This is a genomic window from Cupriavidus sp. GW822-FHT06G04 (genome assembly GCF_058799075.1).
The window spans coordinates 610,804-632,809 of the sequence record NZ_JBXALD010000003.1; the positions used below are offsets into that span (position 1 = coordinate 610,804).

Consider the following 22,006-nt stretch of genomic DNA (forward strand, 5'->3'; position numbering starts at 1 on the left):
GAGACAACCATCATGAACATATGGAATGCGGCGCGCCGGCGCCTGCTCAGCCGTGCCATCGCCGCCCCCCTTGCCCTGCCGCTGGCGCTTCCGCTGGTGGTTGCCAGCGTGCTGGCGGCCGGCATGCGGCCCGCTTTGGCCGCCGACGCATATCCCTCGCGCCCGGTGAGGCTCGTGGTGGGCTATGCGGCCGGCGGCGCCACGGATGTACTGGCGCGGCTGGTGGCCGTCAGGATGGGCGAAGGGCTCGGGCAGCCGATGGTGGTGGAAAACCGCGCCGGCGCCAACAGCAACGTCGGCGCGGAAGTGGTCGCCAAGGCCGTGCCGGACGGCTATACGCTCTACGTCTACACCATCGCCAACACCATCAACGCCACGCTGTACGACAAGCTGGGCTACGACCCCGCCAAAGATTTCGAACCGGTCGGCATGATCGCGCGGATTCCCAACGTGCTGGTGGTCAACCCCAAGCTGCCGGTCAAGACCGTGGCCGATTACGTGCGCTTTGCCAAGGAATCTGGGAATGGCGTGACGTTCGCATCGTCGGGCAGCGGCTCTTCGATCCATCTGTCCGGCGAGATCTTCCGCAGCCGCAGCAGCGCCAACATGCTGCACGTGCCGTACAAGGGCAGCGCGCCCGCCGTGACCGATCTGCTGGGCGGCCAGGTGCAATCGATGTTCGACAACGCGCCATCGGCGCTGCCGCATATCAAGGCGGGCCGCCTGCGTGCGATTGCCGTGACCAGCGCTCAGCGCATGCCGTTGCTGCCCGACGTGCCGACCGTGGCCGAGTCGGGATTTCCCGGCTTCGACGTGCAGTCGTGGTTTGCCATTGCCGCGCCGGCGGGCACGCCGCGGCCGGTGGTCGACAAGCTCAATGCCGCGCTGAACAAGGCGCTCAATGCGCCTGACGTGCGCGAGCGCATGCGCGATCTGGCGGCCACGCCCGAACCCGGCACGCCCGAGCAGTTGCGCGCTTTCATCGCTGCCGAACTCAAGCGCTGGCACGACGTGGTGAAGCAGTCGGGCGCGCGCGTCAACTAAGTCCATTCAACGTCGCTCCGGCGTCGAACGAGGAGTCTCATGTTTCCGATCGATCTGTTCTGGCGGGCCGCCGATCGCTGGCCCGACAACATTGCCATCGATGCGCCCGACGGCAGACTGCGCTATCGCGATCTGGCGTCGCAGGTAGCGTCGCTGGCCGCGCACTTTCTGGCGCTGGACCCTGCGCCGCAAAGCCGCGTCGGCATCTGCGCTGGCAATTCGGCGCAGCATATCGTCGCGCTGCTGGCGGTGCTGGCCAGCGGCAAGATCTGGGTGCCGCTCAATCCGAAGAGCACGCAGCCCGAATTGCGCCGCATCGTCGATGCCACCGAACCGAGCATCGTGGTGCTCGACTCCGGCTGCGCGCCGTTGCTCGAAGGCGCCACAGGTGCGTGGCTTTATACGGATGCGCCAGCCACGCGCGCCGATTCGCTGGCGGCAGCCATTGCCGCACACCCCGAGGCGGCGCGCCCCGCGCTCGATCTGGGTCGCGACGACACACAGGCCATCAAGTTCACCGGCGGCACTACCGGCGCGCCAAAAGGGGTGATGCAACCCTATCGCGCGTGGATGGCGAACATCGTCAACCAGATCCACGCATGGGGCTTCACGGCGGCCGATCGCTACGTGATGGCCGCGCCGATCACGCACGGCACGTCCACCTACGTGATGCCGATCCTCGCGCAAGGCGGCTGTCACGTGATCATGGAAGGGTCCGGCGCCGAGGCCGTGCGTACCGCTTTCCGCGATCGCGCCGGTACGGTGTGCTTCATGCCGCCGACGCTGATCTACATGCTGATGGCGCTGCCCGGCACATCGCGCGCAGACTACCCCGCGCTGCGCCGGTTGATCTACGGCGGCGCGCCAATGCCGCCGGAAAAGATCCGCCAGGCGCGCGCCTTCTTCGGTCCCGTGGTGGCCACCACTTACGGCCAGACCGAAGCGCCGCAGTTGCTGACGGTAATTGCGCCTGAGGATTTCGAGGACGAGCGCAATCTCGCCTCGGTGGGTCGCACCACCTGGTTTAGCGAAGTCGCGATCATGGCGCCCGATGGCCGGCGCCTGCCGGCCGGCGAAGTCGGCGAAGTGGTGGCGCGCGGAGACCTGGTCATGACCGGTTACTGGCAGCGCCCTGACCTGACCGCGACCACCATCGTCGATGGATGGCTGCACACGGGCGATCGGGGCCTGATCGACGCGCGCGGCTACCTTTACCTGAAGGATCGCCTGCGCGAAGTGGTCATCACCGGGGGCTTCAACGTCTATCCGATCGACGTCGAGAACGCACTGGGCCAGCATCCCGCGGTGCACGAATGCGCGGTGTTTGGCGTGCCCGACGACAAGTGGGGCGAAGCGGTCCACGCCGCCGTGCAACTGCGCGAGGGCAGCCAGGCCAGTGCCGCCGAACTGATCGCGTTCGTGCGCGAAAGGCTTGGCCCGGTACAAACCCCCAAGCAGATTCATTTCCACCACAGCCTGCCGCGATCCACGGTCGGCAAAGTACTCAAGAACACCGTGCGTGACCAAGCGCTGGCCGCACTGACATCGGGAGAACCCTCATGAGCCAAACCCACAAGCCGGTGACCCGGCTCTGCACGCATACGCTGACCAGCCTGCATTATCGCGACGCCGACCTCGTGCAGGACCTGATGGGCAAGAAGACGTTTACCGAGGTGATGCTGCTGCAGATCCTGGGCCGCACGCCGCGCGCCGTGGACATGCGCATCACCGATGTAGTGCTGATCGTGCTGATGGAACACGGCCTGACGCCGAGCGCCATTGCCACGCGGCTGATCTACATGAGCGCGCCGGAAAACCTGCAGGGCGCGGTGTCGGCGGGTCTGCTGGCGGTGGGCAGCTCGTTCGTCGGCACGATGGAAAACTGCTCGACGCTGCTGGACCGCATCCTGGCCGCGCCGGACCCCGACGCCGAGGCGCTGGCCATCGCACGTCACTTCAAGGAACGAAAAAGCGCAGTGCCCGGCTTCGGCCACCATCTGCACAAGCCGGTCGATCCACGCGCCTACAAGCTGCTGGAACTGGGCGAAGCGGAGGCCGAATTGGCGGGCGCGCATATCGGCGCGCTGAAGCGTCTGTCGGCCGCTGTCGACGAGGTGGCTGGCCGCGCCATCACGATCAATGCCACCGGTGCGGTGGCCGCGCTGCTCGGCGAAATCGGCGTGCCAACCGCGGTTATGCGCGGATTTGCCGTGATTTCGCGCGCGGCCGGCCTGGTCGCACACATCGTCGAGGAGCAGCAAAGCCCGTCGGGACGCTATATCTGGGATGTGGTCGAAGACGCGATTCCGTATGTGGGCCAGGGTGGCGGCGGCCACGCGCCGCACGGGGACGCATCGTGAATGCGCTGCCCTTGAGTCTGGCGGGCCGCACCGTGTTTGTGGCGGGCGGCGGATCGGCTGGGCCGGGCTGGAGCATCGGGCGCGCGGCGAGCGTCACCTATGCGCGGCTGGGCGCACGCGTCTGCGTGGCCGACCGCGACGAGGCGTCTGCCGCGCAGACCACCGCACTGATACGCGCCGAGAACGGTATCGCGCAAACGTTCGTCGGCGACGTGGCGATCGAAGCCGATGTCGAGCGCATGTTCGCCCAGGCGCGCGAGCATTTCGGCGACATCGATGTGCTGCACCACAACGTCGGCATCGGCAAGACAGGCGGCCCGCTTGACACCGACATCAAGGACTTCGACGCCGCGCATGACGTCAACGTGCGCGGCCTGCTGCTCACGTCACGCCAGGTGCTGCCGGCGATGTGCGAGCGTGGACGCGGTGCGATCGTCACGATCTCGTCGGTGGCCGGGCTGCGCTATCTCGGATACCCCCATCTGTCCTACTGTGTGACCAAGGCAGCGGTGATCCACTTCACGCGGATGATCGCGCAGCAGTACGCGGCGCAAGGCATCCGCGCCAATTGCGTGGTGCCCGGCCTGATCGACACGCCGCGCATTGCGCATACCGTGGCCAAGCAATTTTCCCCGGACAGCCTCGATGAAGCGCGCGCCGCGCGCAGCCGGCAAGTGCCGCTGCAACGCATGGGCACGGCGTGGGACGTAGCGCATGCGTGCGCGTTTCTGGCGTCCGATGCGGCGGCCTATGTCACCGGCACGGAACTGGTAGTCGACGGCGGACTCACCGGCAAGTACGTATAGCGATGATGCGGGCGGTAGGACGTTGAACGCGGAACGCTTGCCACTCCGCGCGCCGCCATGGGTCAGTGCATCGCCCGCGTGCCAGCTATCGGGATGCGGCCGGAAAGCGCAGGTTGACCATTAGCCCGCCCATCGGCGACTGCGCGAGATCGAGCGCGCCGCCATACAGCGCGCTGACATCGCGCACGATGGCCAGGCCCAGGCCGCTGCCCTGCGCCGTTTCGTCGAGACGCGCGAACGGCTGCACCGCTTGCGCCATGGCGGCCGCCGGCATGCCCGGCCCGTCGTCTTCGATGCGGATTTCAACCTGCCCGTCGCGTTCCGCCAGTGTCACGCCAATCGCGCCGCGCGCCCATTGCCACGCGTTGTCGAGCAAATTGCCGAGCATTTCGACAAGATCCTGGCGATCTCCCGCGAAATGGGCGTCGCCGTCGATGCGGACGTCGATCGGATGCGCAGCGTGCAGACGTTTAAGCGCGCGCACAAGTTCGTCCACAACGGGCCGCACCGGCACACTGCCGCGCCCCGCTCCACCCGCGCCCGCCGCGCGTGCACGCGCCAGATGCCGATCCACCTGCCGGCGCATCGCATCGACCTGCTGCATTACGCCGTGGGCTGCGGGGGCCGGCAACGACTGCGCGCTGTTGGCCAGAATCGCCAGCGGCGTCTTGACCGCATGCGCCAGATCGGCCGCCTGCCGGCGCGACCTGTCGATCGCTTCCTGATTGCGCTGCAGCAGCGCGTTGATCTCGTCGACCAGCGGCTGCACCTCCACCGGCCACGCGCCCGACAGCGCCGCCGCACGGCCGGCATGAAAACCGGCCACGGCGGCGCGCAGGCGGCCCAGCGGCGACAGTCCGAAGCGAATCTGCGCCCACACCGCGCCGAGAATGCCCACGCCCAGTACGCCAAGCGACAGCCACAGCAAATGCCGGAACGAACGCTTGGCCTGCCGCAGCTCGGTGCGGTCTAAAGCCACGGCGATATCGACGAAAGCGTCCGCGCCGGCCAGTTGCAGGCGGCGCGTCTTCACCAGCAGCGATTGCGCCTTGGGTCCGATGCGAATGTCCGCGCCGCCCTCCGGCACACGGCGCTCGATGGCCACCGGAATGTCGACATCCCAAAGCGATCGCGAGCGCAGCGTCTGGGCGCCCGACGACGCCTGCCAGTACGCGCCCGAATACGGGAGATCGAAGCGCGGATCGGCTGGCTGGCGCGTCAGTTCGAGCTGGCCGTCGTTGCGCCATTCGAGCGCGGCGGCAATGCTGTTCAGCTCGCGGTCCAGCTCGGCGACATAGGTGCGGTCGACATGGCGCGCGAACAGTGTTTCGAGCAGCCAGCCGGTCGTGCATAACGTACCGACGCTCCACAGCGTGGCGATCAGCAGCAGGCGGCGGGCAATCGACGTGCGTTTCATGCGGGCGCGGCCGGTTCGGCGGGCGGCCGCATGCGATAGCCGAGGCCGCGCACGGTTTCGATGACATCGACGCCGAGCTTCCTGCGCAGACGGCCGACGAACACTTCGATCGTATTGCTGTCGCGGTCGAAATCCTGCGCGTAGATGTGCTCGGTCAGGGTGGTCTTGCTAATGATCGCGCCCTGGTGATGCATCAGGTAATCGAGCACCTTGAATTCATGCGCGGTGAGCGTGATGGGCGCGCCGTGCACGCTGACCTGTCCCGTGCCGGGCGCCAGCAGCACCGGGCCACATGACAGCGTGGGCGAGGTGCGGCCGGCCGAGCGCCGGATCAGCGCGCGGATGCGGGCCAGCAGTTCCTCGGTGCGGAACGGCTTGGTCAGGTAATCGTCGGCCCCGGCGTCGATGCCCTCGACCTTTTCGACCCAGCCGTCGCGCGCGGTCAGGATCAGCACCGGCACGTCGTTGCCGGCCTGCCGCCACCGCTTGAGCACGCTCAGCCCGTCCAGGCGCGGCAGGCCAAGGTCGAGCACTACGGTGTCATAGGGATATTCGGCGCCCAGATGTGCGGCCTCGACGCCATCGGCCGCGTGATCGACCGCATAGCCCGCCTGGCGCAGCGCAACGGCAAGCTGCTGCGCTAGCGTGGCTTCGTCCTCGACTAGCAGGATCCGCATGGGCGTTAGGGCTTGCGCGCGCGTTCGAGGTCGTGGCCCTTGGCCTTTATCAGCCGGCCGTCGCGCGCGTCGTATTCGAGCTTGGCGATGGTGCTGGTGGGCAGCAGCAGCTTGACCTCGTAAGTCCAGATGCCGTCGTCGCGATCCAGCTTGACGTCGATGACATCACCGGCGTACTGGCGCGAAACGGCATCGAGAATGCGCGAAAGCGGCAGGATTTCGCCGGAACGCAGCGCGGCGCGGGCGCGGTCGGCATCGGTGTCGGCATGCGACACGCCAGCGGTGCCGACTGCGCACAACGCCGCCAGCAGGACCAGCGCGCGCAGCGCGCCGCGCGTCCGGGCAGTAGTCCGGGCAGTAAAAGGAAGGAGCGGAAAAGTCATCGGCAGCATTGTGCGCACGGCAACCTGAACCGCGGCTGAACGGATTGCTCAGGCCTCATTCAGGTGGGTGTACGCATCATGCCATCAAGAATCCTGAAACGGATGCAAAACAACGTACCTCGCCATGCCACCACCCGCCAGCCGCCCCGCCCTTCGCCAAGCTTCAAGCCAAGCCCTTCGCCCAGCGCTTGGCCCGCCTGTCCGCCCTGCGACGTCCCGATCGCCCCGCACCAGCCGGCTGCGCCGCCTTTGCGCCGCGCTCGCACCTCTGGCGCCGCTGGCGCTGGCGATGGCCGGCGCCGCGCTGCCGTTCTGGTATCAGACGTTGGGACAGTGACGCGGCGCGGCGGTGGAGCTTAGGAGCCGACCGTCACGAACACCGGATTCGAATAGAACCAGAGGTCGTTGTAGTTGCGCGCGTTGATCGCGTCGAAACGTGCCTGGTCTTCCGTCACCGTGGTCCTCAGGTCTGGCAGCGGATTGCCGTTGGACGTCTCGCCCGGCACATTCATGCCCAGATTGGTGCCGCGCAGGCGGAAATACTGGTTCTTCGTTGCCTTGTACGTGTAGGTCACGGTGTTGTAGCCGTCCTTGTCCTGCTTCCAGTCAGCCGCGGTAAACGTGGCGATCACCTTGGTGGAATCGTTGGTTTCCTTGCTGTAGCCCGGCGTCCCCGCCGCCGCGCGCGGCGTGACATCGCCCGCGATCAGGTCGATGTGGTCCACCACGGGACGCTTGTTGACATTGACGCCGCCATTGATCGGGTACTCGTAGTTGTTGCGGTCGGGACTCTTGAAGCGGATCGTCACGGTAACCGTATCGCCCGATTTCGCCTTCAGTTCTCCGCCCATTTCGCCCTTGGCGTTGCCGCTGGCGAGATTGAAATCGAGCGCGTTGATCAGGTCACCAAACACCGAGAACATCTTGCCCGAGCGCACGCCTTCGAGCACACCCTTGATGCCGGTGTACTTGTTGTCGATCCAGACGTAGGTCTTGGCGTACTCACCCGGGAAGTACCCGCTGCTGTTGGCGCCGATGGTCTTGAAGTGATGGTCGGAATCGCCCACGTTCCAGAAGCGGCGGCCGTCGCCGAGCAGTGCGTCCCAGATGCCGCCAACTTGCGCGACCACGTAGTCCACCCCGCCATACACGCGGTTCTTCAGGTTGGCATCGATATAGCTGGTGGCGTAGCCGCCGCGATCGGGTTCCATCTGGTTGCCGACCATGCCTTCCACGCCAAACACGATGTTCGGTGCGGTGTCGTTGAATTCGCGATAGTCGGCCGCAGTGTATTTGCCGTTGTTGCGCGACGGGTGATTGATCAGTGCGTAGCTGGTGTCCGGATAGTTGTCGCGCAGCCACGCCACGGCCTTCACGGCATCCGCATGCGTGCTGGAGGCGCGCGTACCGGTGGCATTCCAGTTGGCAACGTCGACCGGATCGAACTGGGTGTCGGGTCGGCTGGTGAAGTAGTACTCGAACTGGTTGGACGCCTTAGTCGCGGTGGCCAGCGGCGAGCCCGTGAAAATGCCGACGTTCATATGGTCGTGCGTCGGCATATCCCATTCGAAGGCCGAGAAGATCAGCTTGCTGGTATAGCTGCCATTGACCTGCAACTGGCGCACCGCCGGGATTTCATACTGGGCCATCGCCTGCGAGAACGGCAGCGGGCCGCCCACGATGTTCGTGCCGTTCTGGTCGCGCGTGGAAGGCCGCAGGTGATTGGAGATCGCGGTCCAGTCGAGGTTGTTCTTGACCAGCGCCTGGTCCAGTACATCGACGAGTTTGCCCTGGGCGTCGTCGGACTCGATCGTATGGACGTGCAGATCGCCGGTGGTCCATTTGCCGGTGATTTCGGCGGCCGGTGTGGCTGGCGTGGATGGCTGGTTCGCCGGTGGCGCGGTTGTTCCACTGTTGCTGCTATTGTCGTCGCTGCCGTTGCAGCCGTAGAACGCGAGTGCAACCGTCATGGCTGCTGCACCGCCAAGTGCGGACTTGATGTAACGCATGAGACTTCCCCGATAACCTTATGATTTTTATTGACCCTTCAGCGCGCAGCTTCGGCCTTGGGTCAGCGTCGACGTCTCGGCGCTGCCCCCCGGTCCAGCCACACTGGCAAGGCAATTTGAGGGCGCGATCATGCGGGAAGCGCGTTTCAAGGAAATGAGATTTTTGTGACTTCTTGGTGACTTTGGTTGTTTCATCAATGACAGAAATCGGCCGTCGTCTCAGCGATTTTCTCCCCCCGCGCGGGAAGACAAACCAGCATTCAGACGCGATTTCCGGAGACCAATGAGAAACGCCACCGGGCCTGTGTGGCGCCGGTGGCGTGGGTCGTGTGATGGGGGAAAAACGGCGCGGGCCGATATGCCCGGCCGGTGCGATCAGAACACGAGCGTGGCGGTGGCCTGTACGGTTGCCGTGCTGTCCAGCCGGTTCTTGCTGGCGACGGTCGGCACCCAGCGCAGGCTCATCGACAGCGGATGGTGTCCCAGCTTGGTGTCGTAGGTGACGATCGGACCGATGCTGAAGTCGCGGCCGCGGAAGCCGTTGAGACGATCGGCGGTGGGCCCGCTGTCGTCGCCCAACTGCTGTACCGTGCCCATGACGATCCCGGCGCCCAGGTGGCCAAACTTCTTCACGCCCATGACGTCGAGCGTGAACAGCGGGGCATTGTGGTAGTTGGTGTCGTTATTGCGCGTGTAGAACTGCAACGCGCCCACCGCATTGAATTCGAGCCCGTACGCCGGCATCAGATGCGTGAACGCAACCTGAGGCACGAAAGTCCAGACGTTCAGCCCCGGATTGGAAAGCGAATTCTTGTCGTATTGCCCGGTCGGCGCCCAGATATTGAAGCTCAGCGACATATGGCTGGTCTTCGAAAAATGGTAGCCGGCAATGATCGGGCTGAAATACAGGTCGTAAAGGTTGGACGATCGGTCCGAATTGCCGCGTGAGAAAGTGCCACCGGCAGGGCCCGTGACCACCAGATTGGTCCTTGCGGTGGTCCAGATGTATGGCAGCGTAAACGCCGAGGCAAAGTTCCACGCGCCCGGGCCGGTATCCCAGACTTTCATCATCGTGGCCAGCGTCAGCGAGAGCTTGCCGTCGATACCCGCGGTCGTGCGGCCCCCGACCGGCACCGGCCGGCTGCCGCCGATCGATCCGTCCAGGTAGATCTCCTGAAAGTTGGCGATCCAGACCGGCTGGTCGGGCACCACGCCGGCGTTCGCACTCACGCTGGTACCGGCTACCGGGCGACCGAGCGCACCTTCGGTGGCGTGCCCGGCGATCGGCGCCAACAGCGCTCCCGCAGCGAGCGCAGTCAGGGTGGCGGTACTGGCGCGTTTCATCGATATCTCCCGAAAACAGGGGGTTGGAGCATGGGGCTGGATCGCCCGCGGGCGATGCGAAGCCAGCATCGTCGCAGATTCCGCGCCGAATGGAATTTAGTTTTCTGGAAAAGCGAGTTGAATCATTTAGCGGCATCGGCGCGCGAGCCGTGGTCGAAAAACAGCCTCTGCAATCGGTAAAACTGCGGCCTCGATGAATGCCGCGTCGGATGCTTCGGCCGATGCCGCCGCGCGTTTGTCGCCATATGCCGGCCGGCCCGCGGTTTGCCCACGTCGCCAGCACGGTTAAGCGTCGGTGATATGGTGTGACCGTGCGCGTCCGGGACAGGACGCCTGATCTGCCTTCTCAACCCTCCTGACAGCCGTTTTCCTCCCTCATGGCCAGCGCTCTCCTTCTCGAAAACATCCACGCCAGCGCGCAACAACTGCTGAATCGCCACCATATCGATATCGCCACGCAGGGCAAGGCCCTGGCCGGCGACGCGCTGCTCGGCGCGGTGCGCGACCACGAACTGCTCGGCATCCGCTCTGCCACGCACCTGACCGCGCAAGCCTTCGCCAACGCACAGCGCCTGCTGAGCGTCGGCTGCTTCTGCATCGGGACTTCGCAGGTAGATCTCGGCGCGGCGGCCCATGCCGGCATCCCGGTGTTCAACGCGCCGTTTTCGAACACGCGCTCCGTGGCAGAACTGGTGATTGGCCAGGCCATCATGCTGATGCGGCGGATTCCTGAAAAAAGCCGCGCCGCACATCAGGGGCAGTGGCTGAAGACGGCCAAGGGTTCGTTCGAAATTCGCGGCAAGACCATGGCCGTGATCGGCTACGGCAATATCGGCGCGCAGGTTGGCATCCTGGCCGAGTCGATGGGCATGCGCGTGGTGTTCTACGACATCCGGCCGCGCCTGTCGATCGGCGGCGCGGTGCCGTTGCACGCGCTGGAGGACGCGCTGGCGCAGGCCGACGTGGTGACACTGCACGTGCCGGCCACGCCCCAGACGCGCAATCTGCTCGATGCGAAAGCGCTGGGCGCGATACGGCGCGGCGGCATCCTGATCAATGCGTCGCGCGGCACCGTGGTGGACATCGACGCGCTGGCAGCGCTGCTGGACAGCGGCCACCTCGCCGGCGCCGCAATCGACGTGTTTCCCGAAGAGCCGCGCAGCAATGCGGATCCGTTCGTCTCGCCGCTGCAGGGCAAGCCCAACGTCATCCTGACGCCGCATGTCGGTGGCAGCACCGAAGAGGCGCAGGAGAACATCGGCGTGGAAGTGGCTACCAAGCTGGCCAACTTCCTGGAGACCGGCGCGACCGTCGGCGCCGTGAACCTGCCGCAGATCCAGCCCGCGCCGCTGGCCGCGCCGGCGCGCGTGCTCAATATCCATTACAACCGGCCCGGAACGCTGTCGCACTTCAATCAGGCGCTGGCCGAAATCGGCGCCAATATCGTCGCCCAGCAACTTCAGACCGAAGGCGACATCGGCTATGCGATCACCGACATCAGCCTGGTGCCGCCCGCAGGCTGGGCCGAGGCGCTGATGCAGGACGATGCGTTCATCCGCACGCGCGTTATTGCAGGCAACTGAGCGCGGGCCACTGAGCGATCTGACGTAGCGGCGGGTGCAGCCTCGCCGCTACGCCGTCCTGCCCTTCTTCGGCCGGGACGCGCCTTCGTCCAGATGAGCGCCCGGCCCTTCTCCCGCCAGCATGTCCTGCGGATTGCGCAACGGACACGCTTTCAGCGAGAGGCATCCGCAGCCAATGCAGCCGTCGAGCTGGTCACGCAGCATCGTCAGCATGCGGATGCGGGCGTCCAGGTCCTCGCGCCATGCCGCGGACAGACGGCGCCAATCGGCCACCGTCGGGGCCTTCCCAGCAGGCAGCCGCGCAAACGCATCGGCAATCACCGCCAGTGGCAACCCCATGCGCTGCGCCACGCGGATCACGGCCAGCCGGCGCAGCATGGCGCGCGGATAGCGCCGCTGGTTGCCGGCACTGCGTGAACTGGAAATCAATCCTTTCGATTCATAGAAGTGGAGCGCCGACGCTGCCACGCCGCTGCGCTCGACTACTTCGCCAATGCTTAGCGGATCGCGCGGCCGCAGGATGCGCGCGGGCGCGGCATTTCCGTGGTCCGCGGTGGACGCCTGGTTGTTTTCGGCCGGTTTGCGAGCGGGGTTGACCGGCGCGGCGCGCTTGCTTGTCATCGAGGCTTCCCACTGTGTCTGGTAATGCCCCGCATGGTAGCGCAGGAATGATTGACCTCAAGTGCACTTGAGGTTTGATACTGCGCCTCTTCTTACCGAGGATCTTTGCCATGCAACTGCAATCGCCCCGCGCGCCGTATCTTGAATTCATCAATCCGCCCGATCTTTACGACCCGCGCCTGAACGGCTATTCGCATGTGGCGGTGGCCCATCGGCCGGTCCGCATCGTGTTTGCCGCGGGCCAGGGCGGCGAAGACATGGCGGGCGGATTGCGCGCGGACTTTGTCGCGCAGGTCAATCAGGCGCTTGCCAACCTGCGCATTGCGCTGCAAGCGGCTGGCGCCGATATCCCTGACATCGCCAAAGTCACCGTGCTAGTGGTCGATCATTCAATGGAGCGTCTGGCGATTTTCAGCCGCGCATGGCAAGCGCTGCTGGGCGACTGGCCTGCGCCGGCGTGTACGCTGATTCCCGTGCCGCGTCTGGCGCTGGACGGGATGCTGTTCGAAATCGAAGCGATTGCCGTGCTGCCGGAATAGCGCACGGCACGATCGGTTCAAGGACGTTTGGAGGGCGCCGTCTTTGGCGCGGACGCCGGATAGTCGTAAGTCTGCGCCGCCGAAGCGCCCTGGTTGACCGCAGGGCCGCTGCCGTGGACACGGCTGCCGTCCTTGCGCACGCCTGTACTCGGCGCGCCGGGTGACACATCGGAGGCTGCCGTGCCGGGCGCGCGATTGTCCACCTTGGGTGTCTGCGAAGGCGTCTGCGCCCATGCCACCGAGCCCAGCGCCAGCGCCGCCATCGCGGCCATCGTGTGTTGCCATGTCATTCGCATCGTGCGTCTCCTGAAAGGGGCTGCTTGATCGCCGGTTTGTGAGGCCTGCTTGCCGCTACGATCGTTCTCGATCATCGGTCTCCGGCGAATCGCCTGCGGCGCTCGCTGCCTTGCCGCCTTGCGGAGCCCGCGCGTCATCGCGCGAATCGCGCTGCGCCGCCGCTGCGGGCTGAGCGCCCGCGTCGGCCCGCGGGCCTTCGTTGCCCGCCGTCTCGGCACTACCTTGCGATCCATTCTTGTCCAACTCATCGTGCGCCCGACGACGATCTCGCTGGCGTCGGCGGCGGGTTCCGGCATAGGCAAAGGGCATGGACATCTCCTTGTTATTCGTATGAATGAACGGACTTCCAACGTTGCCTTCGGTGGCGCCGCAGCCGTAAATCAAGTTGTGACGCCACCGATCAATGGCGTTGCGGGCTATTGGTCGGACTTGCCGAAGCCTGCGCTGCCTAATCCGCCGCCGGCGCTGCCGCTGCTCCCGGCAGCGGAAGATGCGCTGCCCAAAGTGCTGCCCAAAGTGCTGCCCAACGTGCTGCCTGATGTACTACCAGCGCTGCTGCCCGATGTGCTGCCCCGACTCGTGCCGCTCGCGGCCGCACCGCCCGACGCTCCGGACTGCCCGCCGAACTCCTGGCTGCCGTAACGTTGGCGGCCGGCACTATCACTATCGTCCCGGGCTACGCGGATCTGGTTGTGAACGTCCTTCACGCCGAACACCTCATCGGCCATGTCCTCGATGCGATATTTCTGTTGGCGGTCTCGCACCGTGCCGCTCAGGGTCACGACGCCTCCACTGACGTTGACCTCGACATCGCGCACGTCCAGCCGGCTACTAAGCGCCAGCCGTTCGCAGAGGTCTTCGCGAATCCGTTCATCGGATCGCTGGTAGCCCTTCGGGCCCACTGCGCGAGCCCGCCGCGCCGCCGCCGATCCGCCAGCGCCGCCGTATCCGCGATTCAGGCTGCTGCGTTCGTTGGCGCCGGTGAACTGGTCGTACGCGCGTTCGTCCATGCCCTGACGGCCGCCGCCCCAAAGATCGCGACGCTCGCGCTCGTCCAGCCAGTCGCCGGCCGCAGAGCGTTGCGACCGATAGCTTTCGCCACCAGGCTGTTCGTAATCGGACACCCCGTAGCCGGAGCGATAGTGCGTGCGCATGTCGGGCGCGCCCTGCGAAGATGACTGCGAACCCTCGGCCCAGGGGTTGTGCTGCTGCGAGCCGCGCTCCCACCCGCCGCGCCGGCCCTGCATGCTGCCACCGGGGCGATTGGCGGGCGAGTCCCAGGACGGCCGACCCTGCGCCCATTCGTCGCGCTGACTGCCTTGCTGGCTGGTCCACTCGCTGCCGCGGCCGCCGTTTTCCTGATGCCATGCGCCCCAGCGTTCCCGATCGGACCGGCGCTGCGACCCAGCGTCGCCGCGTGAACCGCCACGGCCTTCGCCGTATTCGCCGTAGCGGCCTTCGCCATACCCTTCGTCATAGCGGCGCGCGCGGCCTTCATATCCGCCATAACCGCCGCCGTTGTCCGACACCGACGAAGACGACTGGGACGCGCTGCCCCCCTGCTGACGAGCGCCGCGCCAATCGGCACCGGACCCGCCTTGCTGCATATTGCCCTGGCCCTGCCAGTCGCTGCCGCCGCCCTGCTGTCGATGCCCGAGCCAACCGCCGCTGTCGGCCTGTTGCTGGCGTTGCCATGATTGGTCCGATTGCTGTTCGGTGCGGCGGCTATCCCGGCCTTCGCGCTGATCGTCGCGGTCGCCGCCGAACGCGCCATAGCGTTCATCGCCCGGCCTGCTGTTTCCCTGATTCATGAGCGTCTCCAGTTAGCACATACGGACACGAGAGAACGCAAATTCCGTACCGCTTCGGGACAACGGCATCCACGTGGCCCGCAGCGCGCATCGGGCGCGTCATGGCAGTCGTGCGCCCTTAACCACGCCCGCGTGCAACCACCCGAATTACATCGCCATATAAATCTGCCAACGAAATCCTGCCAAGCGCCGCACACGTCCGCGCAGGCTGGAAGCGAGCGATGGCACCGCTGTAGTCAACGTCCTACATGCCTTTCAGGCATCGCCCCGCTGAGGCGCGCATACGCGGCACATATCGTGAAAGCACCGCCACAACCTTCTGGGAGATATACGATGAAACGAATTCTCGCTACCACCGCACTTGCGCTGAGCACCATGATTTGCGCACCCGTCATGGCTCAACAGGCGCCAGTTTCGCCAAACGCGCCGAATCCGAGTGCGCCGCCGGCGCCGGAGGGTCCATCGACCGCGCGCGGCAACAGCATGTCCGGTAGCAGCATGTCTGGCAGCAGTTCTTCGATGAGCAGCGACAGCACCATGCACAAGGACACGACCACGAAGCACAAGAACACCGGCGCGCGCGCCAAGAAGCCCCGCGAACAAAACGCCCCGGCCTACTCCACGCCTGACGCACCTTCGGGTCCGAAGGGCGACTCGCCGGACCCGGCGCCCAAGCAGTAAAGCCGGGACTGGTACTGCCGCCGATCCGCCTTTCCCCTGGCGCGGTCCTCGCGATCGCGCCTTGAGACCGGCGGCCCGCGCCGCACGGCTTGCCATTAGGGCAGACGTGCGGCGCGATTTTTGCTTAGGGGTTGGACTGGCTGAAGCCGTCCGCAATCCGCAGCGATATGGTGGTGCGCGCGAATGCGAACCTGCGTCGTCCCAAGGATGCGCAGAGCTTCTTGAACGAAGTAACCACGCGCGCGAAATCGGTGTTTTAGTCTGGCTGCGTGCGTCACCTACAGTAAAGCCATACACAGGAGACGTACATGGATGCGTTGAACGCCTCGCTGGCCCACTTGAGCCGGCTTGCCATGCAATGTGCGGAATCGTTATCCGCGGTAGGCGCCGCGGCATCGGATCCGCAGTTTCGCGCAGTGCTGGCGCATCGCGCCAATGTCCAGCGATGTGCCGCGACCGAACTGGCAGCGCGTGCCGGCGCCATCGACCAATCCGATACACCGATTGCCCAGCGTCGCACGGTCCACGCAGCGCCGCCCGCCGATAGCAACGAGTTGTCCCTGCTGCGCCACGCCGCACAACAGGCGTCGCGTGCCGCTGCCGCGTATGGCGCACTTCTGCGAGAGCCGCTGGAAGACCCCGACATCCGTCTGCTGCTGGCCCACTACTATCGCGGCGCGACCGAACTCCAACGCCTGCTCGAACAGCGTGCCATGGAATTCAATCCCGCACGGAGCGCGGCCACCGGCGAACGACGCAGCGCGCCGCCCGTGCACTGACTGCGGTCGTTGTCGATCGATTGGCTGCAACCACCTGCGCTCAGCTATACGGAATCGCTGGGGCGCCTCGCGCTATCGATGGGGCGATCCGCGGCACGCATGGCATGTGCGATATCCACGCCGCCGCGCAGCAACGATGACCGCGACGGCAATGACGCCTGCGTGCGAGCGGTGAGTTCTTCCTGCGGGAGATAGGGCCGGATCACCAGCGCGACGTAGTCATCATGCGGCCCCGATACCACCACATACACAAGACCAGACATCACCAGCGCCACTTCGCCAATCTGCGCAGCCATGCGCGCCGCCACGAAGTATTGCAGCAGGTCGGAATCGACCGTCGCGTCGATGGCGCGCGCCGCGGTGCAGATGGTCATCATGCATTGCTCGGCGGTGCGGCAGACGACGATCACCTCATTGAGCGCATAACCGGTCGGTGCGCCGCGAACCAGCACGGAAACGCCCTTGCTGGTATTGCCGCGATGCCAGCCCGGCTTGGCGTGAAAATCGGGAAGCGCGAGCTTGGCGCCTACTTCGTTCGCCACCGCGTTGAACTGCTGAGCAAAATCGCGCGGACTGATGCCAAGAAGCTGCTTTTCCACGGGCGTTGACGATACGGCTACGGAGGATGCAGCCAGACTCAGCGTGACCAGCAGGCCGGATAGATTCATCGCCATCTCCCTCGCACGATGCACGGCCCTCGACGTCGGCGTCGAAGCCCGTGATGTGGCAGCAATTGGCGTTCCAGACCCGTCCGGCCCTTGCGGCCAGGCTGGCGGGCGGTCACGTCGGCGCGTTTTGCGGAATTCCCGATGGTCCCCTTCTGACCAATATAGGCGCGCGCGAACTCAGATAGGAGAAGCACAGCGACAACGGCGCGCGCTGGCGGCGATTGGCACGCAATTTGCCGCGTTCTGTTTCGGTATCCCTCACTTCAAGGAGTCATGATGAGCAAGACCATAGGGCGTCCGACGCCATCCCCCGGGGACGATACGGGCGCCAGCGATCCCGAGAGCATCCCCAGCACGCTCGACCCGAACCTCGATCCCGACGCCGCCGACATCGAACGCGAACTGGGCAACGTGGAGCGTGAAAGCCATCAACCGCCCGAGGATGAAATTCCAGAGGAAGAAATTTCGGACGAAGTCATTCGCGCGGCCGAAGGACTGCCCGCCGACACCCCGGTGGACCGCGCCGACCAGACCGACAAGCGCATGGAGAATCCGCCAAGCGGCAAGGACCTCTAGGGCTGCCGCCGCGGATGAAAAACCCCGGCCTTGGCCGGGGTCTGGCGCTTTGCGCGCTCGTCAGCACGCGCCCTTGGCGCATGCCGTTGCGGGCGGGCTATTCGGACGCCAGCACGCCATACGGACGCACATGGATCTGATTGACCACATCCGACACGCCATAGGTATCGTCGACGATATCTTCGATCTCGTATTTGATGCGACGGTTATCGACGCTGCCGGTCAGCGTCACCACCCCGGCCGCAACCGCGACTGTGACGTCGCTCACATCGATGCCAGGCGCATGGGCCAGCCGCTCGCACACCTCTTCGCGCACGCGCTCGTCGGAGCGCGTGTAGTTCTTCGGTCCGGCCGGGCGCTCACGTCCATAGGCCGCTGAACTTGCCGTGGCCGCATAGCGGCTCATGTGCGGGCGCTGGCGGAAATTGCGGCCCGCTTCCACGCCATAGTCTTCGTACCCGGTGCGGCCGTAGCGTGAATCGTCTTCGGCGCCCCAACGGCTGTCGTACGCGGCGTCGTGGCGGCGCGCACCGCTGGCTGCATCGCTCGCACCCGTGCCAGGCCAGCGGCTGCGCACATCATTGCGCCCCGGCATCGGTTCACGCGAAGTGCGCGTGCCGGCCTGATAGCCGTCTTCGTAGCCGCTGCTGTATGCGCTGACATAGCCGTGGCTATGTGGGGAGCTTTCGTCGCGCGCGTCGTCGTCATACGTGGTGCGGCCCGGGTAATAGACCGGCGCCCCGCGCGGCCGCTGTCCGCCTCGGCGTGGATTGCCTCGCCATGCGCTGTCGTCGCGGCGCGGACCGTTCCAGCCGCGCGAGTCGGAAAAGTCCTGGGCATCGTATGGCGCGCGTTCGCGACCGTTGCCATAGCGGCCTGCAGAAAGGTCGCGTCGCCGCCAGTCCCGGTCGCCGCCAGGCACATAGCCATAGCCTTCTTCCGTGCCTCCGTACTGCTGATCGGGCCAACGGCGACGGCCATAGTCGTCTGATCGCTTCATTGCCTTGCCTCCGTGGAGATGGGGCGCAGCGGCCCCGATACGCATATCGGGGCAAGTTTCGTACCGGACGGCGACGCGGGAGAATATGGCCTGGCCGCCACGCGCTTCGTGCAGATTCTACAAACCCTGCGCGCAGCTCTTGCGCGCCACGACTATTTGCCGAGGGCCTGCATCGCGGCACTGTCGGCGCTGTGCGGCGTAATCAACCGCAGCCAGCTAGCCACCGCCGCGGCGGCGGCAAAGCCCGCGCCCAGCGCCAGCGCCAACGTCGGTCCATGTGCGCCGGCAATGCCGAACGACAGCGCCACGAGTGCGGCCCCGGTGGCCTGGCCCAGCAGCCGCGCCGTCGCCACCACCCCGCTGGCGCCGCCAGCGCGTTCGCGCGGTGCGCTGGCCATCAGTGCCTTCAGGTTGGGCGACTGGAAGAACCCGAAGCCCGCGCCGCATACGGCCATGCGGATGCCGATATTGAGCACGCTGGCGTCGGCCGGCATGATCGCCAACGACGCCATGCCGGCGGCCATCACAGCAAGGCCGATACCGCCCAGCAGCCCAGGCGGATAGCGGTCCGAAAGCCGCCCGGCGATAGGCGCCATCAACGCCACCACGGCCGACCACGGCGTCAGCAGAAAACCGGTCTCGACCGGATTGCGGCCCAGCACATGTTCGAAATAGAACGGCAGCGACACAAACGCCAGCCCCTGCGCGGCGAACGAGCAGATTGCCGTCACGGTCGACAACGCAAACATCGGGCGCCTGAACAAATCCACCGGCAGCATCGGCGCCGGATGCCCGCGCTCGCGGCGCAGCAGCAATGCAAACGCGATTGCGAACACCACCACGGCCGCCACCACGTATTGCGCGGGTTCGCGCTGCACGCCTTCGCCGAGCGCGAAGATCAGCGCCGCAAACGTGATCACATTCAGGATGGCCGCGACCGGATCGAAACCGTGTTCGCTGCGCTTGGTCTGCGGCAGCGAATGCCAGCCGATGGACAGCGCCAACAGGCCGATCGGCAGATTCACCGCAAACAGCCACGGCCAGGTGCCGAACGACAGAATGATCGACGCCACGGTGGGCCCCACGGCAAACGACACGCCTACCACCAGCGCGTTGAAGCCGAGCCCGCGTCCCAACCGATGTATCGGAAAGATCGCGCTGATCAACGCGGTATTGACACTCATGATCGCCGCCGCGCCAATGCCCTGTAGCACACGCGCCGCCGCCAGCGAGGGCAGCGACCAGGCCATCGCGCAGATCACGGACGACACGATGAAGACCATCACGCCGCCGAGATAGATGCGCCGGTGCCCGACGATGCCGCCCAGCGCCGCGAAAGGCAGCAAGGTGGCCACCATCGCCAGCTGATAGGCATTGATGATCCAAACCGAGGCCGCCGGGGTGCTGTGCAGGTCGGCGGCGATATTCGGCAGCGCCGTATTGGCAATCGCGGTATCGAGCGTGGCCAGCGACACCGCAATCATGATGGCGGCCATGCCGCGCTTTTCGCGCGAGGTCATCGGGGAGTCGGGCATGCTCGATGGCGTGGCCGACGGGGTCGGGCCACTGGCCGGTTGCGGCTGGCTGGCGTTGTTCTGCACGATGTCGATCCGGGGGCGGACTGGAACGGAGGGGCTGCGGCGCGATCGTTGCGGCGTCATTCGTTGCAACGTCAATCATCGCCAGATCGAGACAATACGACAAAACGCGGACGCGCGCTGGCAGCCGTTTGCCCACAACGGCGGGATGGCGCGGCGGACATCTTGGCAATCACGCGCTTCCGCCATCGATCTGAACGCGATCGGGGCCGAACATCGGGGAAAGTGCCCCCGGCGCGGCGGCTACGGAATGTATCGGCAGCTTGGCCGCAGGCGTGCTGCGTGGTTCAGTAGGCGCCGTACTTCATCTGCACGTCATCCACACGCTGGGTGCGGAAGTTGTACACGCAGGTGAATTGGAAGGACATCGCCGAGGCGCTGGCATCGGGTTCGAAAGTGCCCTCGCCACTAACGGCCGTTTGAGATGCGGTGTGCTGAAGAATGCGTTCGCGGTCGGGCATCAGCATCACGCTTCCCGGTTCCGGATAGCGAGTCTTGACCGCATTGGCGACCACCTTCTCGCAAGCATTGCCGGCGGCTTCGAGTTGGGCGCGGCTGATGCCGGCGGCAGGCGGCGAGATCGTGGTGACGGGGGCCGGCGGCAGGCGCTGCGGGGGCGGCGCAGGGGGCAGCGGCGTGCTGGCGCAACCGGCAAGCGCGGTAGCCAGCACGGCTGCGGCGGCGGAGTACAGCAAGGAAAAACGTGGCATCGGGTCGTATCCGGAGTCGGCGGAAAACCGCCGGAAGACGGGGTGCAATCGCATGGACTCTATGTCAGAAATGCTTTCAGAGCAACCTGACGGCGCGTCGCGCGATGTGGGACAGGATGCGAATGTGCGCGATCAGGGCCGGGTGGCGATGGCCGCCCGCTTCGCCTTGACGCGCGCGATTTCCGCCAGTTGCGCCTCGAATTCACTGATCTTGCAGGCTTCGGATTCGCTCAGCTTGCTGCGATCGACATGCGCGAGCAGCACACCCAGCGCGTCGCCGATCTTGCCCAACTGGTTGCCATAGGACCCCACTTCATCGAGGATGCGGGCCTCCATGTCGGGATTGGTGCTGCGTCCAAGGTTGATATTGACCACGCCAAACTGGTTGCCGACGGCGTGTACGAACCATGTCCACGGATTGATCGACTGGCTCACGTCGCCGGACAGCGGCAAGCGGAAATCGGGCATGGCAGGCTCCTTGGAATGGGCGACGAGGGAATGGGCCCAAAGAAGCCAGAGTAGGACGCGCGGCAAGCCAATGGCAAGCCGCGCCGCGAAGCGATCAGGCCGTCTGCGCGGTCGGCTTCGGATTGGTCATATGCGACGCCGCCGACGACAGCCGCGCGCGCGTGCTCTCGTCCGCGGCGGGCCCGGCGCGCATCACGTGGCGCTTGCCCATCTGCAGCGGCTCGCGGCTATGCGCGTCGACCAGAAGCGGTTCGACGACCTCACCGGTTTCACGGTCGACGATCTGCACGCTGGGCCCTTCCGGCGCGAAATTGCGATTGCCCCATGCCAGCAGCGCCAGCAGCACCGGACGAAAATCGCGGCCGCATTCGGTCAGCACATACTCGTAGCGCGGCGGACGTTCCGAATACTGCCGTTTTTCCAGCAGCCCTTCCTGGACCAGGCCGTTGAGCCGGCGCGTCAGCATATTCGGCGCAATATCGAGATTGCGCTGGAATTCGTCGAAGCGTTTCGTGCCATAGAACGCATCGCGCAGAATCAGAATGCTCCACCACTCGCCCACGCGCTCGAGGCTGCGGGCGATGGGGCATTGCAGGTTTCGGAAAGTCTTGCGTTGCATGTCGTCAGACCCTTTT

Annotated in this window: 24 protein-coding genes; 9 read left to right on the forward strand and 15 right to left on the reverse strand. The window is 65.7% G+C overall.

What is annotated here, in order from left to right; all coding sequences use genetic code 11:
• Positions 1-12: 12 nt before the first annotated feature.
• From AC1RKI_RS10090 to AC1RKI_RS10105, 4 genes are read left to right on the forward strand one after another with little or no spacing between them, the layout of a single operon-like run.
• Complete coding sequence (locus AC1RKI_RS10090) at positions 13-1,044, forward strand: tripartite tricarboxylate transporter substrate binding protein (protein WP_492797483.1); 1,032 nt, start codon at positions 13-15, stop codon at positions 1,042-1,044.
• A 39-nt stretch (positions 1,045-1,083) separates the two neighbouring features.
• Positions 1,084-2,607: a class I adenylate-forming enzyme family protein gene (locus AC1RKI_RS10095; protein ID WP_492797482.1), complete on the forward strand. Its 1,524-nt coding sequence runs from the start codon at positions 1,084-1,086 to the stop codon at positions 2,605-2,607.
• A complete protein-coding gene (locus tag AC1RKI_RS10100) occupies positions 2,604-3,404 on the forward strand; it encodes a citryl-CoA lyase (RefSeq protein WP_492797480.1) in 801 nt (266 codons plus the stop codon). The genes AC1RKI_RS10095 and AC1RKI_RS10100 overlap by 4 nt, the downstream gene beginning before the upstream one ends.
• Positions 3,401-4,210 carry an SDR family NAD(P)-dependent oxidoreductase gene (locus tag AC1RKI_RS10105; RefSeq protein ID WP_492797479.1) on the forward strand — a complete coding sequence of 270 codons (810 nt, stop codon included), beginning with the start codon at positions 3,401-3,403 and terminating at the stop codon, positions 4,208-4,210. The genes AC1RKI_RS10100 and AC1RKI_RS10105 overlap by 4 nt, the downstream gene beginning before the upstream one ends.
• Positions 4,211-4,295: 85 nt before the next feature.
• Here the strand turns inward: AC1RKI_RS10105 and AC1RKI_RS10110 are convergent, their stop codons facing one another.
• The 5 genes from AC1RKI_RS10110 to AC1RKI_RS10130 all read right to left on the reverse strand — a co-directional run bounded on the left by AC1RKI_RS10110 (position 4,296) and on the right by AC1RKI_RS10130 (position 10,040).
• Entirely contained in the window at positions 4,296-5,627 is a 1,332-nt protein-coding gene (locus AC1RKI_RS10110; RefSeq protein WP_492797477.1) for a sensor histidine kinase, read from the reverse strand.
• Positions 5,624-6,304, reverse strand: coding sequence for a response regulator transcription factor (locus AC1RKI_RS10115; RefSeq protein ID WP_227461194.1), 681 nt, complete (start codon positions 6,302-6,304; stop codon positions 5,624-5,626). Before AC1RKI_RS10115 ends, AC1RKI_RS10110 begins: the two co-directional genes overlap by 4 nt.
• Before the next feature lie 5 nt (positions 6,305-6,309).
• Entirely contained in the window at positions 6,310-6,687 is a 378-nt protein-coding gene (locus AC1RKI_RS10120) for a PepSY domain-containing protein (RefSeq protein WP_492797475.1), read from the reverse strand.
• A gap of 356 nt (positions 6,688-7,043) precedes the next feature.
• Positions 7,044-8,657, reverse strand: a complete 1,614-nt coding sequence (locus AC1RKI_RS10125) for an S-layer protein (protein WP_492797473.1) — start codon at positions 8,655-8,657, stop codon at positions 7,044-7,046.
• A 414-nt stretch (positions 8,658-9,071) separates the two neighbouring features.
• Positions 9,072-10,040, reverse strand: a complete 969-nt coding sequence (locus tag AC1RKI_RS10130; RefSeq protein ID WP_061959814.1) for a SphA family protein — start codon at positions 10,038-10,040, stop codon at positions 9,072-9,074.
• Between the two features lie 377 nt (positions 10,041-10,417).
• On the opposite strand from AC1RKI_RS10130, the gene serA reads away from it, so the two are divergent.
• Positions 10,418-11,623 (forward strand): phosphoglycerate dehydrogenase, encoded by a 1,206-nt coding sequence (serA, locus tag AC1RKI_RS10135; protein ID WP_492797471.1) that lies wholly within the window; start codon positions 10,418-10,420, stop codon positions 11,621-11,623.
• Positions 11,624-11,671: 48 nt separating this feature from the next.
• Here serA and soxR read toward each other — a convergent pair whose 3' ends face one another.
• Positions 11,672-12,244, reverse strand: coding sequence for a redox-sensitive transcriptional activator SoxR (gene soxR / locus AC1RKI_RS10140; protein ID WP_492797469.1), 573 nt, complete (start codon positions 12,242-12,244; stop codon positions 11,672-11,674).
• A gap of 110 nt (positions 12,245-12,354) precedes the next feature.
• Between soxR and AC1RKI_RS10145 the strand changes: the two genes are divergently transcribed.
• Positions 12,355-12,783, forward strand: coding sequence for a RidA family protein (locus AC1RKI_RS10145; protein WP_061959816.1), 429 nt, complete (start codon positions 12,355-12,357; stop codon positions 12,781-12,783).
• A 17-nt stretch (positions 12,784-12,800) separates the two neighbouring features.
• Here AC1RKI_RS10145 and AC1RKI_RS10150 read toward each other — a convergent pair whose 3' ends face one another.
• From AC1RKI_RS10150 to AC1RKI_RS10160, 3 genes are all read right to left on the reverse strand, one after another.
• A complete protein-coding gene (locus AC1RKI_RS10150; protein WP_061959817.1) occupies positions 12,801-13,073 on the reverse strand; it encodes a hypothetical protein in 273 nt (90 codons plus the stop codon).
• Between the two features lie 61 nt (positions 13,074-13,134).
• Positions 13,135-13,389 (reverse strand): hypothetical protein, encoded by a 255-nt coding sequence (locus tag AC1RKI_RS10155; protein WP_492797468.1) that lies wholly within the window; start codon positions 13,387-13,389, stop codon positions 13,135-13,137.
• 107 nt (positions 13,390-13,496) lie between these two features.
• Positions 13,497-14,891: a BON domain-containing protein gene (locus tag AC1RKI_RS10160; protein ID WP_492797466.1), complete on the reverse strand. Its 1,395-nt coding sequence runs from the start codon at positions 14,889-14,891 to the stop codon at positions 13,497-13,499.
• Between the two features lie 333 nt (positions 14,892-15,224).
• Between AC1RKI_RS10160 and AC1RKI_RS10165 the strand changes: the two genes are divergently transcribed.
• Both AC1RKI_RS10165 and AC1RKI_RS10170 read left to right on the forward strand, forming a co-directional pair.
• Positions 15,225-15,572 (forward strand): hypothetical protein, encoded by a 348-nt coding sequence (locus tag AC1RKI_RS10165; protein WP_061959333.1) that lies wholly within the window; start codon positions 15,225-15,227, stop codon positions 15,570-15,572.
• A 308-nt stretch (positions 15,573-15,880) separates the two neighbouring features.
• Positions 15,881-16,351 carry a hypothetical protein gene (locus AC1RKI_RS10170; RefSeq protein WP_490714145.1) on the forward strand — a complete coding sequence of 157 codons (471 nt, stop codon included), beginning with the start codon at positions 15,881-15,883 and terminating at the stop codon, positions 16,349-16,351.
• A 44-nt stretch (positions 16,352-16,395) separates the two neighbouring features.
• Here the strand turns inward: AC1RKI_RS10170 and AC1RKI_RS10175 are convergent, their stop codons facing one another.
• The gene (locus tag AC1RKI_RS10175; protein ID WP_227461201.1) at positions 16,396-17,019 is read right to left on the reverse strand and encodes a malto-oligosyltrehalose synthase; all 624 of its coding nucleotides are present in this window, start codon (positions 17,017-17,019) and stop codon (positions 16,396-16,398) included.
• Positions 17,020-17,295: 276 nt separating this feature from the next.
• On the opposite strand from AC1RKI_RS10175, the gene AC1RKI_RS10180 reads away from it, so the two are divergent.
• A complete protein-coding gene (locus AC1RKI_RS10180; protein WP_341248510.1) occupies positions 17,296-17,595 on the forward strand; it encodes a hypothetical protein in 300 nt (99 codons plus the stop codon).
• 97 nt (positions 17,596-17,692) lie between these two features.
• Here AC1RKI_RS10180 and AC1RKI_RS10185 read toward each other — a convergent pair whose 3' ends face one another.
• The 5 genes from AC1RKI_RS10185 to AC1RKI_RS10205 form a co-directional block, all read right to left on the reverse strand.
• On the reverse strand, positions 17,693-18,595 hold the full coding sequence (locus AC1RKI_RS10185; RefSeq protein ID WP_492797464.1) for a BON domain-containing protein: 903 nt from the start codon (positions 18,593-18,595) through the stop codon (positions 17,693-17,695).
• Between the two features lie 152 nt (positions 18,596-18,747).
• Complete coding sequence (locus AC1RKI_RS10190; RefSeq protein ID WP_404995272.1) at positions 18,748-20,115, reverse strand: MFS transporter; 1,368 nt, start codon at positions 20,113-20,115, stop codon at positions 18,748-18,750.
• A 365-nt stretch (positions 20,116-20,480) separates the two neighbouring features.
• Entirely contained in the window at positions 20,481-20,903 is a 423-nt protein-coding gene (locus tag AC1RKI_RS10195; RefSeq protein ID WP_490714148.1) for a short-chain fatty acid transporter, read from the reverse strand.
• Between the two features lie 132 nt (positions 20,904-21,035).
• Positions 21,036-21,371 carry a hypothetical protein gene (locus AC1RKI_RS10200; RefSeq protein WP_227461205.1) on the reverse strand — a complete coding sequence of 112 codons (336 nt, stop codon included), beginning with the start codon at positions 21,369-21,371 and terminating at the stop codon, positions 21,036-21,038.
• A gap of 94 nt (positions 21,372-21,465) precedes the next feature.
• A complete protein-coding gene (locus tag AC1RKI_RS10205; protein ID WP_227461206.1) occupies positions 21,466-21,990 on the reverse strand; it encodes a winged helix-turn-helix transcriptional regulator in 525 nt (174 codons plus the stop codon).
• Positions 21,991-22,006 lie beyond the last annotated feature (16 nt).